Genomic DNA, 13,901 nt, shown 5'->3' on the forward strand with positions numbered 1-13,901 from the left:
AGATGGCCAGTTGCGAGACCTGCGGAAATTCGTACGACAAGGCTTTTCAGGTCGTGATGAACGGCAAATCGCACACTTTCGATAGCTTTGAGTGCGCCATTTTTGCCCTTGCACCAACAAGCAGTGTGGAACGCGCATCGTCGGTCATGGCCTCGAAAAGGCCGGCACCTTCTACTGCTGCGACCATTGCGCTCAAAACGACGGGGTCAGCGGGTTGCGCGACCGTCTTTGATACCGCGATGTCGCTGCAACGAGGATGACGGCATTAAGCCCGCCGGATTCACGCCCGGCGGGCTTAATGGTCGCATCTAAGTTTTAATGAGGTTTCCCGGTCAGGCCGTCTTGGCAAACATCGTGAGAACGCCGTCGGCGATGTTGATGGCCACGACTTGTGACGAAGTCAGGCCCTTGGCCTTGAGCACCGATGCCGCTTCCGGCGTCGCGTCGATGGACTTGCGAAGCGACTGAATGTCTTCCTCGCGGGTTTGAGCCACGAGTTCGTCGACCTTCGAACGTACCGCCGGCTGCAGATCCTTGACGTCGACGACCTGGATGCTCCGGATGACGGTGCTGGACTGCGAGGGCTGCGCCTCGGATTGCGAGGGGCTTCCCTGGGACTGCGAGGGGGTTCCCTGTGCCTGCACGATGGCTGGCGCGCCCAGAGAGAGGGCGGCAATGATGACGGATGCCGTAACGATGCGCATGCTCACTCCTTTTCAGTTTGACTGAAGGGACTCCTATCCACGAAGTTTGGTTGGGGTCTGATTCCGATGTGGCCATTCAGTGAAACCAATGCGGCTGCAATGCGCGCGTCCGAGCCTGCCGGTTCCGGGCCAAAGGTTCCGATTTTCCCGTCGATGTTGCGCCCTGTAGCGCGCTCAGCCCACCTGACGCACGCGAGGCTGTGTCAATCACTCGTGCGAAGCATCTGCAACTCGGCAATGCGTTTGTCGGCGCGGCGGAGCCGCCGGCAAAGCTCGCGGTTGATATTCTGCATCACCATCACATAGGCGTGGATGTCGGCTTTGTAGCAGGCGTAAAGTTGCCGGGCGGTGAGTTCGTACAGCACGGTCGGGCTCTCCGCGACGACGGTGGCTGACCGGTCCTGCATTTCGATCAGCGTCATTTCGCCGAAAAAATCTCCGGGCTCGAGACCCGTCATGCGCAGGACGCGCCCGGACTCCAGCAGCTTGCTCACCACCAGCTGGCCGGAGTGAACGATGAACATCGATCGACCCGCCTCGCCTTCCGCGACGACCGTAGCGCCGGCGTCGAAGCGGCGCTCGGCCAGCATTGAGATCAAAAGATCGAGGCTTGCGTCTGAGAGGCCACCGAAGAAAGGCGTGGCGAGCAGGAACGCTTTCAGATCTGGGGAGCTGACAGCCATCGGGCCAATATACCCGCGCGCCCGGCGGCGGCAAGCGGGCCAGGCCCGATGGGCCGCTCAGCGAGGGCGGAGGCGGCCCGTCGGCTTGCTTCGGCGAGGCCAAGATGGGCACGGCGCCGACGCGCCTGTGCCCATCATCCGGTTCGACCGCAATGACGATTTCAGCTCGTCGGCATCACGTAGGCGTAGATCCGACCACGCGAGACCGGCGCTTCCCGGACCCGGTTGCCGTTGTTGCCGGAGATCATGATCGGGTTGCCCTTGGCGTCGATGCCAGTGATCACGCCGACATGGCCGCCGCCGCGGCCCCTTGTCATCACGGCGATGGCGCCGACCTGCGGGCCGGAGACGCGCTGGCCGTAGCTGGCGAACGATTTCGCCATGTCCGAGCCGGTGCCGCGATAGCCGGAATGCTGCAGCACCATGTTCATGAAGCGGGCGCACCACAGGCTGCCGCGCCCGGTCGGGTTACCGCCAAGATACCGGCGCGCCTCGGCGACGACGTTGGAGGAACCAAAGCTGCTCGGCGCCATCACGCCGCCGGGCGGCGTCAGGGTCGAATTATGATCGGTAACGGTTGCGCTGGCATCAACGTTTGCGTTGGCATCGGCAAAGCCGCCGGCCTGCATTTGCGCGACACCGCGCTCCCAGCGCGACAGGCGCGCGATCTTCCGGTGATGGTGGCGGGCGTAATGCCGTGCATGGTGACCGGCGTGGTAGCCGCGGACGTGGCGCCCTGCGCCATGGTGGGGCCGGGCTGACGCCGGCGTGGCAATGACTACGATCGAAACCGAACACAACGCCAGCGCAAGGACACGAAGCGACCGGCGAAACGCAAACAACTGAAGCATCTTTGATCCTCTATGACACACCACAATCCCGCAACGTTCGTGGACAAACGAACGCGGCGACGGGTTTGAATTTTTGGCTGTGGCGGGAGGAAGATTTCATGCGGCGGTGCGGAAACGATTCCGGGGTGATTCCACGCCCATTTGATGGCCAAAAAGAAACGAGCCTGCCGCATTGCGGCCCAGAGCATTAACTGCAATTTTCGAGGCCGGAGAACGCGCCAAAACCAAGAGGAACCTTAAATGCCCCATGCCGTCACCAGCGATAATGTCCGCCTGCATTTCGAAGAAGCGGGCACGGGAACGCCGATCATCTTCCTGCATGAATTCGCGGCCGACCACACCAATTGGGAGCCGCAGATGCGCTACTTCTCGCGCGGCCACCGCTGCATCGCCTATTCGGCGCGGGGCTATACGCCTTCCGACGTGCCGCCGACATCGGACGTCTACACCTACCAGCATTTCTACACCGACGCGCTCGCGGTGCTCGATCACCTCGGGATCGCAAAGGCGCATTTCGTCGGGTTGTCGATGGGCTCCTATTCGTCGCTGCAGGTCGGCCTCAACGCCCCGGAGCGTGCGATGTCGATGACGCTAGCCGGCGTTGGCTCCGGCTCTGCAATCGAAAATCTCGAAGCCTTCCGCAAGCAATGCGTTGCCAATGCCGAGCAGTACGAGAAAATCGGCTCGGTGGAGGTCGCCAAAGTGACGCGCGAGGCGCCGAGCCGGATTCCGTTCCTGGTCAAGGACCCGCGCGGCCACGCCGATTTCTATGCCGCGCTGGCGCGCCATGACGCCAAAGGCTCGGCCAACACCATGCGCAGTTTTCAGGGCGGCCGCCCCTCGATCTACACCCTGACCGACGCGATCCGCAACGTGCCGACGCCGGCGCTGATCATCTGCGGCGACGAGGACGACAATTGCATCGAGCCGAGCCTGTTCCTGAAGCAGCATTTACCGGCGGCGGGACTGACGTTCTTCCCGAAATCGGGACACGTGCTCAATTTGGAAGAGCCCGCGCTGTTCAACGAAATGGTCGAGCGCTTTATTGCGCTGGTCGAGGCCGGGAGGTGGCCGGTGCGGGATGCAAGGTCGATGGTGGCGGGGTAGCCTCTTTCCGTCATTCCGGGGCGTGCGTAGCACGAGCCCGGAATCCATTGAGCGACTAGTTGCGTGGATGAATGGATTCCGGGCTCGCGCTACGCGCGCCCCGGAATGACGGCGGGCGTCATTTCCCCTTCTCCGCCCGGCTCAGCAAAAACACACCCTGCTCGCCGAACATGTTCCAGAACCACCACGGCAAATTCAGCCGCAACGGGCGGCCGTAGAGATCGAGGGCGACCGCGCGCTCCATCTTGACGTTGATCTGTTCGCAGAGCTGCACGAAATCCTTGATGGTGCAGAAATGGATGTTCGGCGTGTCGTACCAGGTCGCGGGCAGGTTTTCGGTGCGCGGCATGTGGCCGCCGACCAATAGCTGCAGACGCATCCGCCAGAACCCGAAATTCGGGAACGAGACGATGGCGCGATGGCCGATCCGCAGCAGGTTTTCCAAGACCACCCTCGGCTGCCGGGTCGCCTGCAGCGTCTGCGACAGGATCACGTAGTCGAAGGCGTCGTCGGGATAATTGACGAGGTCGGTGTCGGCGTCGCCCTGCACCACTGCAAGGCCCTTGGCGACGCAGCGGTTGACGCCCTCGCGCGACAGCTCGATGCCGCGGCCGTCGATGCCGCGGCTTTCCAGCAGCTGCAGCAGTTCGCCATCGCCGCAGCCGACGTCGAGCACTTTGGAGCCGCGCTGCACCATTTCGGCGACCAGCAAATGATCGCTGCGATAGTTCCCGGTGCGGCCGGGTGTGACGCCCGTGAGCGGCAACGCCTGTTGGATACTCATGACGCAGCGCCACCATTTTCGAGGCCACGCGCCTTGCCAGCGGACTCCAGGAAGGCACGGGAGATGTCGAAGAATTCGGGCACGTCGAGCAGGAAGGCGTCGTGACCGCGATCGGTTTCGATTTCGGCGAACGACACCCGCGCGCTCGATGCGTTGAGCGCATGCACCAATGCCCGCGATTCCGAGGTCGGGAACAGCCAGTCTGACGTGAACGACACCACGCAGAACCGCGTCTGAATGCCGGAGAACGCCTTCGCCAGCACGCCGTCATGATCGGCGGCGATGTCGAAATAATCCATCGCCCGCGTCAGATAGAGATAGGAGTTGGCATCGAAGCGCTCGACGAACGACGAGCCCTGATAACGCAGATAGCTTTCGACCTGGAAATCAGCGTCGAACGAAAATGTCGGCAGATCCCGGTCCTGCATCCGCCGCCCGAACTTGCGATGCAGCGCGGCGTCCGACAAATAGGTGATATGCCCGGCCATCCGCGCCACCGCGAGGCCACGATGCGGATGCGTCCCCTGATCGACATAGCGTCCACCATGCCAATCCGGATCGGCCATTACTGCCTGCCGGCCGAGCTCGTGGAACGCGATATTCTGCGCCGAATGGCGCGTGCTGCACGCGGTCGGGAGCGCGGAGAACACGCGTTTCGGATAGGCCGCGGTCCATTGCAGCACCTGCATGCCGCCCATCGAGCCCCCGACAACACAGAGCAGCGTGTCGATGCCGAGGCGGTCGAGCAGCATGGCCTGCGCCCGCACCATGTCCGGTATCGTGACGACCGGAAAATCCAGTCCCCACACCTTACCTGTCGCGGGGTTGGTCGAGGCCGGACCGCTCGAACCCATGCAGCCGCCGATCACGTTGGAGCAGATGATGAAATACTTGTCAGTGTCGAGAGGACGGCCAGGACCGACCATGATTTCCCACCAGCCCGGCTTGCCGGTCAGCGGATGCACATTGGCGACATGCTGATCAAGCGTCAGCGCATGGCAGATCATGATGGCGTTGGATCGCCCTGCATTGAGCTTGCCATAGGTCTGGTAGGCGATCTGGAAGGGCGCCAGATCGATGCCGCAATCAAGCCGCAGCGGTTGATCGGCGCCGAACGCCGCCACCAGCGAACTCGGATGGTCCGCCTCGTGCGCGCGCTCCTCGGTATGCACCGAGGAGCTGGCTATCGACTGAACGTTTGTCATTTCGGCCACCGACCTCCCAAAGGGAGGCCCTCCCGGACAGAAATCAGGCCATAAAAAAAACCCGGCCTGAACAAAGGTTCGACCGGGATCACTTCTGTCCCCGGCCTGTTTAGCGAGTTGTTTAACGTGGCTGCAAGCCGGCCGGCTCAAATGACCACGGAATAGGCTAAAGCTAGTCCGAAGGGAGCTTTTCGTCAAGGCGGGCCATGGTTAACCGGCCGGGCGCGCCATCATTGCCGATGTTTCTCTTTGCTTTCGGCGGCCGTCTTTCCTAATCAATGCCCTTGTATTTGCCGGTGATTTCGGCCCCCGGCGCTAAAGGCTAGAACATGTCCAAGGGACCCTCGAAGGCACCCCCCGCCCCGCCCTCCCTCGCGGTGCTGCGCCTGGAGATCGACAGCATCGACGAGCAGGTTCACCGCCTGCTGATGGCGCGCGGCGACATCATCGATCGGCTGATCCAGGTCAAGGAGACCCAGGAAGTCGGCTCCGCGTTCCGCCCGGCGCGCGAGGCCGACATGATGCGGCGGCTGGTGGAGCGTCACCGCGGCATTCTCCCGATCGACACCATCGAGAGCATCTGGCGCGTCATCATCTCGACGTTCACCTACGTCCAGGCGCCGTTCTCGGTGCATGCGGACGTCTCGGTCGGCGAATCCGCGATGCGCGATTCGGCGCGGTTTCATTTCGGATTCGTGGTGCCATACGTCGGGCATTTCAGCGCGCAGGCCGCGGTCGAAGCGGTGGCGAAATCGAAGGGCGATCTGGCGCTGGTCTCGGCGACGTCGAGCCGCACGCCGTGGTGGATTGAGCTCGAAGCCGACGGCGCGCCGAAGATCATCGCGCGGCTGCCGTTCCTCGAACGCGCCGACCATCCGGCAGCCTTGCCGGTGTTCGTGGTCTCGCGCGTCGCCGACAACGCCATGGTGACCGAAGTCGAGACCTGGAGCGTGCGCGTCTCCGGCTGGAACGCCGAGATTGCGCGCGCGCTGGCGCCGCTTGCCGAAATCGTCGCCGTCCCCGATACCGCCTTCGATGGTGCGGCGCTGCTGGTGTCGATATCAGGCATTGGCCTGGAGAAGATCAAAACCGCTTTGATCGAGGCCGGCGCGTCGGTGCGCTCTTCGGCCCTCGTCGGCAGCCACGCAACACGCTATACGGTGCCCCCGAACGGGGCGGCCAAATCCTGAATAGACGCCCTACGATCCGGAGCCAGAAGATGTCCCGCCCCGTGCCGAACCCCGGCATTCTCGATATTGCGCCCTACACCCCCGGCAAGAGCCCGGTGGCCGAGCCCGGCCGCAAGGTGTTCAAGCTGTCCGCCAACGAGACGCCGTTTGGCCCGTCACCGAAGGCGCTGGCGGTCTACAAGGACGCGGCTGGTCATCTGGAGGACTATCCGGAAGGCACCTCGCGGGTGCTGCGCGAGGCGATCGGCCGCGCCTTCGGGCTCGATCCGAACCGCATCATCTGCGGCGCCGGCTCGGACGAAATCCTCAACCTGCTGGCGCACACCTATCTCAAGCATGGCGACGAGGCGATCTCGACCAGCCACGGCTTCCTGGTGTACCCGATCGCGACCATGGCGAACGGCGCCAAGAATGTCGTGGCGGCCGAAACCAATTTCACCGCCGATGTCGACGCGATCCTGAAGCTGGTCACGCCGCGCACCAAGATGGTGTGGCTCGCCAATCCGAACAACCCGACCGGAACCTACATTCCGTTCGACGAGGTCAAGCGGCTGCGCGCCGGATTGCCTGATCATGTGCTGCTGGTGCTCGACGCCGCCTATGCCGATTACGTGTCGCGCAACGATTACGAGCTCGGCATCGAGTTGGTGGCGACCACCGAAAACACCGTGGTGACGCATACGTTCTCCAAGATTCACGGGCTGGCGTCGTTGCGGATCGGCTGGATGTTCGGCCCGGCGAACATCGTCGACGCCGTCAACCGGATTCGCGGGCCTTTCAACGTCTCGACGCCGGCAATGCTGGCGGCGGTGGCCGCGATCGAGGACACCGCGCATGTCCAGATGTCGAAGACCTTCACGGAGCACTGGCGCAACTGGCTGACGGAAGAAATTTCCAAGCTCGGCCTCAAGGTGACGCCGAGCGTGGCGAATTTTGTGCTGATCCATTTTCCGCAGGAAAAGGGCAAGACCTCGGCGGACGCCGACGCGTATCTGACAAAACGCGGCCTGGTGCTGCGGGCGCTGAACAATTACGGCCTGCCGCATGCGCTGCGCATGACCATTGGCACCGAAGAGGCCAACCGCCTCGTCGTCGACGGCCTCAAAGACTTTGTGGCGGGCAAGTGAGCATCACGTGAGCACTGAACCTCTCTTCAAACGCGTCGCGCTGATCGGCTTCGGCCTGATCGGCGGCTCGATCGCCCGCGCCGCACGCGCGCAGGGTCTCGCCGGCGAGATCGTCACCTCGGCACGCTCGGCCAAGACCCGCGCGCGGGTGGAAGAATTGCGCGTGGTCGATCGCGTGCTCGAAACCAACGCGGAAGCGGTCAAAGGCGCCGACCTCGTGATCCTCTGTATCCCCGTCGGCGCCTGCGGACCGGTCGCCGAGGAGATCGCGCCGTTCCTCGAGCCGGGCGCCATCGTCTCCGACGTCGGCTCGGTCAAGGGCGCCATCGCGCGCGACATGGGCCCGCATATTCCGCAAGGCGTCCATTTCGTTCCCGCCCATCCCGTCGCCGGCACCGAGCACTCCGGTCCCGATTCCGGCTTTGCCGAACTCTTCATCAACCGCTGGTGCATTCTCACGCCGCCGGAAGGGACCGATCCCGCCGCGGTGGAAAAGCTGCGCGAGTTCTGGGCCGGCCTCGGCGCCAAGGTCGAGATCATGACGCCGGATCATCATGATCTCGTGCTCGCGATCACCAGCCATCTGCCGCATCTGATCGCCTACACCATCGTCGGCACCGCCGACGAACTGGCGCAGGTGACGTCGTCGGAAGTGATCAAATTCTCCGCCGGCGGTTTTCGCGATTTCACCCGCATCGCAGCCTCGGATCCGACGATGTGGCGCGACGTGTTCCTGGCCAACAAGGAAGCGGTGCTGGAAATGCTCGGCACCTTCAACGAAGACCTCTCAAAACTCACGCGCGCGATCCGCCGCAACGATGGCGAGGCGCTGTTCGAGCATTTTACCCGCACCCGCGCCATCCGCCGCGGCATCGTCGAGATCGGCCAGGATTCGGCGGCGCCCGACTTCGGCCGCCCGCACGCGAATTTAACGAAGAAGCCGGAGTAGACCGGCTCACGACGGAGTGAAGCATGATCATCGACCATTCGAAGCTGCTTGGGCTTGCCAACCGCATCGTCACTGCCGGCGGCAGTTCGCCGACGGAAGCCGCCATCGTGGCCGAGCATCTGGTCGAGGCCAATCTGCGCGGCCATGACAGCCATGGCGTCGGCATGCTGGTCGCCTATGTGCGCGACCTCGACGCCGGCACGCTGAAGATCAACCAGACGCCCGAGATCGTCTCGGACACCGGAACCATCTCGGTATGGGATGCCCGCGCCGGCTACGGCCAGGTGGTCGCGCGCCAGGCGGTGGAATGGGCGATTGAGGCGGCCAGGAAACACGGCGTCGCGGTCAACGGGCTCCGCAATGCGCACCATATCGGCCGGGTCGGCACCTATGGCGAGATCGCCGCCCGCGCCGGCATGGTGGCGCTGCATTTTGTGAATGTCGCTTCGGGTTCACCCGGCGTTGCGCCCTTCCGCGGCCGCGAAGGAAGATTCCTGACCAACCCGGTCTGCATCGCGATCCCCGGCACCGACAACAACGAGCCGATCCTGCTCGATTTCGCCACCAGCCGCGTGGCGCTGGGAAAAGTGCGGGTGGCGCATAATGCCGGCAAGCCGATGCTTGATGGTGCGTTGCTCGACCATGCGGGCCAGCCCACCACCGACCCTTCCGTCATGTACACCGACCCGCGCGGCGTGGTGCTGCCGTTCGGCGAGCACAAGGGCTCCGGATTGGCGCTGGTGTGCGAACTCCTGGCCGGCGCCATTGTCGGCTCGCCTAGCGTCACCACATCGACGCCGCCCGAACGCGGCATCATCAATGGCATGCTGAGCATCGTGATCGACCCTATCAGGCTTTCGACGCGCGACAGCATGATGGCCGAGATCGACGACATGATTTCCTGGGTGAAATCGGCCAAGCCAGCGGAATCGGAATCGCCGGTGCTGATCGCCGGTGAGCCCGAGCGGCTTGCGCGGGCGCAGCGTATCGCCAAAGGCATCGAAATCGATGACACGACCTGGGGCCAGTTGACTGATATCGCCGAGCGCTATCAGATCCGGATCGATAGCTGAGCAACTCCGTTTGGGCGCATGCAATGAAGTCCTCTGCCGGCGGGATTCAGCTAACGGCGCTCGATCCCGCCGGCTACCGGCATATGCCCTGGAAGAACGGCGGCGGGGTCACGATCGATATCGCCGTATCCATGCTCCCTGGATTCGCGCCGGGCAGTTGGGAAGGAATCGTCTGGCGTTTCAGCCGGACCGCCATCGTGACGCCGGGCGCGTTCTCGGATTTGAGCGGCTATGACCGCCAGCTGGCGCTGGTTTCCGGCGAGGGGCTCGTGCTCGGGACACCCGTTGGAGAGATCGACGTCAGGCAGCCGTTCAGGCCGGTCCGGTTTACCGGCGAAACCAGTATTGTCAGCCGGCTCGAAGCCGGATCCGTCGAAGTCGTCAATCTAATCGGCGACCGGTCGCGCGTGGCGATTGACCTCTGCTGCCTTTTGGACGGCGCAACGCACGCCTGCCCGGCCGGCATTCACATCGTCTATGCTGCGACAGCTTCCTGCGAACTGTCGATCAGCGACAATGCCCGCGAAATCGCAGCCGGCCACGCGGTGCGCATCGATGCCGGAGAAAGTTTTGCGGTCGCAAACCGGCTTGGCACCGCCATCGTCGCCAGCGTTATTCCCGTGGCGCGGACATCCGGCTGATCCGGAACGATGACGGTCGCCGGTGCAGTTCCCCTCGCGCAAGCGAGCCATTCCGGAAACACATTGGTAACGCTTCCACTTGTGTTAGCTTGCCAACATCACTTCCGCCAAAGAACTTGCCGCCACTTAAAGAAGCTGCAGCCACCGATCGCGGGGAAAAAATGTCCGGCTCCAAGAAGCGACCCATCATCCTCCCCGTCATCGCGTTGCTGGCCCTTCTGTTCGCGAGCGGCGATCCGGCGCGAGCCCAGACTCTGAACGCCGTCAAGGAGCGCGGCACGCTGAATTGCGGCGTCGGCCAGGGACTGCTGGGCTTTTCCAGCATGGATGACAAGAACGCCTGGAGCGGCTTCGACGTCGATATCTGCCGCGCCGTCGCCGCGGCGATCTTCGGTGACCCGGCAAAAGTGACGTTCACGCCGCTCGATGCGGCCACGCGCTTTTCCGCGCTGCAATCGAACAAGATCGACGTGCTGTCGCGCAACTCGACATGGACGATGTCGCGGGAAAGTTCGCTCGGCCTGATGTTTGCGGGCGTCGCCTATTACGACGGCCAGGGTTTCCTGCTGCGCCGGGATGCCAGGATCGATACCGCGCTACAGCTCGGCGGCAAGACCGTGTGCACCCAGACCGGCACCACGACCGAACTGAACCTGGCGGATTATTTCCGCGCCAACGACATGCAGCTCAAGGTGTTGGCGCTCGCCACCGCCGAGGAAAGCCTCAAGGCCTATGACGATCGTAAATGCGACGTGCTGACCAGCGACGTCTCGCAGCTCTACGCCGAGCGTCTAAAACTCTCTGCGCCCGACAGCCACATCATCCTGCCGGAAGTCATTTCAAAGGAGCCGCTCGGACCCGCGGTGCGGCAAGGCGACGACCAATGGTTCAACCTGGTCAAGTGGACGCTTTATTCCCTGATCAATGCCGAGGAGCTTGGCGTCAAACAGGCTGGCATCGACGATGCGGTGAAATCAGCCAATCCCAACATAAAACGCCTGCTCGGCACCGAAGGCGAATTCGGCACGCAGTTGGGCCTCGCCAATGACTGGGCCGCGCGCGCCGTGCGGGCCGTCGGCAATTACGGCGAGATCTATGAGAGAAACGTCGGCACGCAGTCGAAACTCAGTATTCCGCGCGGGCTGAATGCGCTCTGGACCCAGGGCGGCATCCAGTACGCGCCTCCCGTCAGATAGTTCTTCAGGGGTCAGGCCATGACCGTGGATTATTATGCATTGCTGACCAAAGCCGTTGCCGGCAAGGACACCCTCGGCCGCGACAAGATCTACAAGGATGCCTATGACCTCATTACGAGGTCGTCCCACCTCACCCGCGAGGCCGCCGCCTCAAATGTCGCCGCCCTCGAAGCCGCGATCCGGCGGATCGAGGATGAGATCGCCGTCGAGGAAGGCCGCGACGCCGCTCAGATCAACGAAGTGTTGTCGGAAGGCACGAACTGGAAGCCATGGGCCTTCGGCGCCGCCGCGCTTGCTGCCGCCATCGCCTTGTCGGCTCTGGTCTATAGCTATGTCGTCACTAAAGGCCCCGTCGTCGTCGCCACCGGCGTGACGGCCCCACCGCCGAAAGCGGCGCGCGCCCGCGAAGATGTCGTGATGGCCGACCTGAAGGCCGGCGAGGACGGCGGCTCCACCGGCGAAGGCCTGCCGTTTTCGCTGCAGCGGCAAGTGGTGTTCTACCGCACCACCGTGGTTCCCGGCTCGATCGTGATCGACCGGGAAAACCGCTTTCTCAATCTGATCGATTCCAACAATTCCGCGCGCCGCTACGGCATCGGGATTGCGCAGGAATGCCTCAAGGGCGGCAGCTTCTTCCGCGTCACCAACAAGCTCGAATGGCCGGACTGGCGCTCTTCCGCGCAAAACGCCCGGGATGCCGACGCGTTGGCCGCCTCCGCCGGCCGTCCCGGCAGTCCGCTCGGCGCCCGCGCGTTGCTATTGGACAAGCCCGGGCTGCTGATTCATGGCACGAACTCGCCCAAAACCATCGGTCACCTCGTCGCTTCCGGATGCATCCGGCTCGTCAACGACGACGTCGAGGATTTGTACCGCCGGGTTTCGCTGGAAACGCGGGTGGTGTTTGTGAGCTAGGGGCTGGTGTGCGCGCCGACGGCGGGCGCAATACTCCGGCTGTGACCGTCGTCACAGCCACCGGGAACTGCCGCGCTTACTCCTGCCCTGACGGATGGCGGGAATAGTCCCTCCACCGGCAACAGGAGGGACTAAAATGGAACAGCTGACCAAAAAAGCCGACGAACTGACCATCGACGAACTCGATGCCGCGTCGGGCGGCGCCCTCTACCAGCCGCTCATCGTGGTTGCGATTGTCACCGCCGTTGCGATCCGCGCAGGCATCGAGTCGCTGGTTCACAAGATTACCCGTTGAGGTTCCTGCAAGCGCCTTGCGGCGAATGTTCGATTCTTCGAAAGGCGCTTGCAGCGCCCGAAAACTCATCTCGTCGACAAAAGAGTCCTTGGATTACGTCGCGCGCGGATTAACGACGGTGTACCCGCGCAACGAGCGCGCATGGATTCTCGTTGCGTGGCCACCCGAGTTGGCATCGTACGCCATCCACGTATCACCTCCGACATGCTGCTCCAGGACGAAGACGTGCCCGCGTCGCGCGGCAACCATTCCCGGTGCAGGCGCCGTCCGGGGAAACCGCAGCCAGTTGGAGGCAAGATTTAATCCGGGCACGATATGGCCGAACACCCGCATGGATGCGCCGCACCCGCAGAAAGAGCGGGGACAACCGGCTGGGCGACCGCCGACGATTTGACCACGCCCGCTATTCGCTTCCGCCCTTGCATTGCGCGGCAAAATTGCCGACCGTTCTGTGCTCTGCGATTCCCGGCCGTATGCGTTCACACTAACGCGTTGCGTTGGCGAATTCGAAAAGTCACACGGCATGGTTACGTTGCATCCCGGCGCTTGACCAACGAAGCGGGGCGGGCGTGCTTCGGACGCGGTTGAAGAACAGGCAATGAGTACGGACGCAACAAATACTAGTCTCAACATGACAGGGCTCCGGCTTTTTAGCACCTGCCCTGCGTTCACATACCCATCATTGTTAGGCGAAAATGCGGTGGCGCAACGTCCGCTGCTCAGCCCTGAGCCCATCAGCGCCCGGGTTAGCCCCTCACAAGATCGGCCCCAGCGCGGGGGCTGGAGAGCGCTGGGGCCGTCTTGAGCGCGGCGCAGGGGCGGCCCTGGCGCTGCGCTAGAAGTTACCTGTTTGGAAGCGTCATAAGGTCCGGAACGGGCTCAGCGACCGGCCTCTTCGTAATTATCCCAATCCTCCCATCAGCTTTCACTCGTCAGATGTTTCAGCATCAGGTTGCACGCTTCCTCGGTCTCCTCGAACGTTGAAAAAGGCGATCCGCCGATCTTGATCGCCCCGCTGCCCAGATAAAGCGGACGCCATGACGCCACGTAGCCGGGCCGTCCGTGAAAGCCGGGGCCGGCGCGGCTCTCGTGGGTGATCACGAACGAAAAGCCGTCGCTGCTCGCGCTCCAGATTTCCAAACTATCGACGGCACGGTGGAATTGCAGGGCCATCAGCAGTCGTT

16 protein-coding genes and 1 riboswitch are annotated in these 13,901 nt (G+C 63.2%); of the genes, 10 read left to right on the forward strand and 6 right to left on the reverse strand.

The annotated features are described in order from the left end of the window. Nucleotides 1-2: 2 nt before the first annotated feature. Nucleotides 3-260, forward strand: a complete 258-nt coding sequence (locus JQ611_RS18020) for a hypothetical protein (RefSeq protein WP_249133254.1) — start codon at nt 3-5, stop codon at nt 258-260. Nucleotides 261-332: 72 nt separating this feature from the next. Here JQ611_RS18020 and JQ611_RS18025 read toward each other — a convergent pair whose 3' ends face one another. From JQ611_RS18025 to JQ611_RS18035, 3 genes are all read right to left on the reverse strand, one after another. Continuing rightward, nucleotides 333-704, reverse strand: a complete 372-nt coding sequence (locus tag JQ611_RS18025) for a hypothetical protein (protein ID WP_212269568.1) — start codon at nt 702-704, stop codon at nt 333-335. A gap of 203 nt (nt 705-907) precedes the next feature. Next, nucleotides 908-1,387, reverse strand: coding sequence for a Crp/Fnr family transcriptional regulator (locus tag JQ611_RS18030; RefSeq protein ID WP_212466149.1), 480 nt, complete (start codon nt 1,385-1,387; stop codon nt 908-910). 161 nt (nt 1,388-1,548) lie between these two features. Continuing rightward, nucleotides 1,549-2,238 carry a TIGR02594 family protein gene (locus JQ611_RS18035; protein WP_212466150.1) on the reverse strand — a complete coding sequence of 230 codons (690 nt, stop codon included), beginning with the start codon at nt 2,236-2,238 and terminating at the stop codon, nt 1,549-1,551. A 240-nt stretch (nt 2,239-2,478) separates the two neighbouring features. Here JQ611_RS18035 and JQ611_RS18040 point away from each other — a divergent pair, with 240 nt between their 5' ends. Then, nucleotides 2,479-3,345: an alpha/beta fold hydrolase gene (locus JQ611_RS18040; RefSeq protein WP_212466151.1), complete on the forward strand. Its 867-nt coding sequence runs from the start codon at nt 2,479-2,481 to the stop codon at nt 3,343-3,345. A 118-nt stretch (nt 3,346-3,463) separates the two neighbouring features. Here the strand turns inward: JQ611_RS18040 and metW are convergent, their stop codons facing one another. Then, nucleotides 3,464-4,129 carry a methionine biosynthesis protein MetW gene (metW, locus tag JQ611_RS18045; protein ID WP_212269572.1) on the reverse strand — a complete coding sequence of 222 codons (666 nt, stop codon included), beginning with the start codon at nt 4,127-4,129 and terminating at the stop codon, nt 3,464-3,466. Further along, on the reverse strand, nt 4,126-5,334 hold the full coding sequence (locus JQ611_RS18050) for a homoserine O-acetyltransferase (protein ID WP_212269573.1): 1,209 nt from the start codon (nt 5,332-5,334) through the stop codon (nt 4,126-4,128). Before JQ611_RS18050 ends, metW begins: the two co-directional genes overlap by 4 nt. An 88-nt stretch (nt 5,335-5,422) precedes the next feature. Continuing rightward, a riboswitch (SAM riboswitch) is annotated at nt 5,423-5,502 on the reverse strand. A 161-nt stretch (nt 5,503-5,663) separates the two neighbouring features. Between JQ611_RS18050 and JQ611_RS18055 the strand changes: the two genes are divergently transcribed. The 8 genes from JQ611_RS18055 (at nt 5,664) to JQ611_RS18090 (ending at nt 12,717) form a co-directional block, all read left to right on the forward strand. Further along, nucleotides 5,664-6,524: a chorismate mutase gene (locus JQ611_RS18055; protein ID WP_212269574.1), complete on the forward strand. Its 861-nt coding sequence runs from the start codon at nt 5,664-5,666 to the stop codon at nt 6,522-6,524. Between the two features lie 29 nt (nt 6,525-6,553). Further along, the gene (hisC, locus tag JQ611_RS18060; RefSeq protein WP_212466152.1) at nt 6,554-7,651 is read left to right on the forward strand and encodes a histidinol-phosphate transaminase; all 1,098 of its coding nucleotides are present in this window, start codon (nt 6,554-6,556) and stop codon (nt 7,649-7,651) included. 7 nt (nt 7,652-7,658) lie between these two features. After that, entirely contained in the window at nt 7,659-8,600 is a 942-nt protein-coding gene (locus JQ611_RS18065) for a prephenate/arogenate dehydrogenase family protein (protein WP_212392330.1), read from the forward strand. A 23-nt stretch (nt 8,601-8,623) separates the two neighbouring features. Then, a complete protein-coding gene (locus JQ611_RS18070) occupies nt 8,624-9,673 on the forward strand; it encodes a malate/lactate/ureidoglycolate dehydrogenase (protein ID WP_212392329.1) in 1,050 nt (349 codons plus the stop codon). A 23-nt stretch (nt 9,674-9,696) separates the two neighbouring features. Beyond that, nucleotides 9,697-10,314, forward strand: a complete 618-nt coding sequence (locus JQ611_RS18075) for a HutD family protein (RefSeq protein ID WP_212466153.1) — start codon at nt 9,697-9,699, stop codon at nt 10,312-10,314. A 161-nt stretch (nt 10,315-10,475) separates the two neighbouring features. Then, nucleotides 10,476-11,510: an amino acid ABC transporter substrate-binding protein gene (locus tag JQ611_RS18080; protein ID WP_212269579.1), complete on the forward strand. Its 1,035-nt coding sequence runs from the start codon at nt 10,476-10,478 to the stop codon at nt 11,508-11,510. Nucleotides 11,511-11,528: 18 nt separating this feature from the next. Continuing rightward, nucleotides 11,529-12,422, forward strand: a complete 894-nt coding sequence (locus JQ611_RS18085; protein ID WP_212466154.1) for a L,D-transpeptidase — start codon at nt 11,529-11,531, stop codon at nt 12,420-12,422. A gap of 136 nt (nt 12,423-12,558) precedes the next feature. Continuing rightward, nucleotides 12,559-12,717 carry a hypothetical protein gene (locus tag JQ611_RS18090; RefSeq protein WP_212269581.1) on the forward strand — a complete coding sequence of 53 codons (159 nt, stop codon included), beginning with the start codon at nt 12,559-12,561 and terminating at the stop codon, nt 12,715-12,717. Nucleotides 12,718-13,635: 918 nt separating this feature from the next. Here JQ611_RS18090 and JQ611_RS18095 read toward each other — a convergent pair. Beyond that, nucleotides 13,636-13,890, reverse strand: a complete 255-nt coding sequence (locus JQ611_RS18095; protein WP_212269617.1) for a hypothetical protein — start codon at nt 13,888-13,890, stop codon at nt 13,636-13,638. Nucleotides 13,891-13,901 lie beyond the last annotated feature (11 nt).

The sequence above is a fragment of the Bradyrhizobium sp. AUGA SZCCT0182 genome (assembly GCF_018130185.1).
In the GTDB taxonomy this organism is placed as follows: Bacteria; Pseudomonadota; Alphaproteobacteria; order Rhizobiales; family Xanthobacteraceae; genus Bradyrhizobium.

Excerpts from the sequence above, each read along its gene's own strand:
- JQ611_RS18055 (WP_212269574.1), top strand. The coding sequence starts at position 5,664 with ATGTCCAAGGGACCCTCGAAGGCACCCCCCGCCCCGCCCTCCCTCGCG.
- JQ611_RS18090 (WP_212269581.1), top strand. The coding sequence starts at position 12,559 with ATGGAACAGCTGACCAAAAAAGCCGACGAACTGACCATCGACGAACTC.
- JQ611_RS18025 (WP_212269568.1), bottom strand. The coding sequence starts at position 704 with ATGCGCATCGTTACGGCATCCGTCATCATTGCCGCCCTCTCTCTGGGC.
- JQ611_RS18095 (WP_212269617.1), bottom strand. The coding sequence starts at position 13,890 with ATGGCCCTGCAATTCCACCGTGCCGTCGATAGTTTGGAAATCTGGAGC.
- JQ611_RS18030 (WP_212466149.1), bottom strand. The coding sequence starts at position 1,387 with ATGGCTGTCAGCTCCCCAGATCTGAAAGCGTTCCTGCTCGCCACGCCT.
- JQ611_RS18035 (WP_212466150.1), bottom strand. The coding sequence starts at position 2,238 with ATGCTTCAGTTGTTTGCGTTTCGCCGGTCGCTTCGTGTCCTTGCGCTG.
- JQ611_RS18070 (WP_212392329.1), top strand. The coding sequence starts at position 8,624 with ATGATCATCGACCATTCGAAGCTGCTTGGGCTTGCCAACCGCATCGTC.
- JQ611_RS18075 (WP_212466153.1), top strand. The coding sequence starts at position 9,697 with ATGAAGTCCTCTGCCGGCGGGATTCAGCTAACGGCGCTCGATCCCGCC.
- JQ611_RS18020 (WP_249133254.1), top strand. The coding sequence starts at position 3 with ATGGCCAGTTGCGAGACCTGCGGAAATTCGTACGACAAGGCTTTTCAG.
- JQ611_RS18085 (WP_212466154.1), top strand. The coding sequence starts at position 11,529 with ATGACCGTGGATTATTATGCATTGCTGACCAAAGCCGTTGCCGGCAAG.
- JQ611_RS18040 (WP_212466151.1), top strand. The coding sequence starts at position 2,479 with ATGCCCCATGCCGTCACCAGCGATAATGTCCGCCTGCATTTCGAAGAA.
- metW (WP_212269572.1), bottom strand. The coding sequence starts at position 4,129 with ATGAGTATCCAACAGGCGTTGCCGCTCACGGGCGTCACACCCGGCCGC.
- JQ611_RS18080 (WP_212269579.1), top strand. The coding sequence starts at position 10,476 with ATGTCCGGCTCCAAGAAGCGACCCATCATCCTCCCCGTCATCGCGTTG.
- JQ611_RS18050 (WP_212269573.1), bottom strand. The coding sequence starts at position 5,334 with ATGACAAACGTTCAGTCGATAGCCAGCTCCTCGGTGCATACCGAGGAG.
- hisC (WP_212466152.1), top strand. The coding sequence starts at position 6,554 with ATGTCCCGCCCCGTGCCGAACCCCGGCATTCTCGATATTGCGCCCTAC.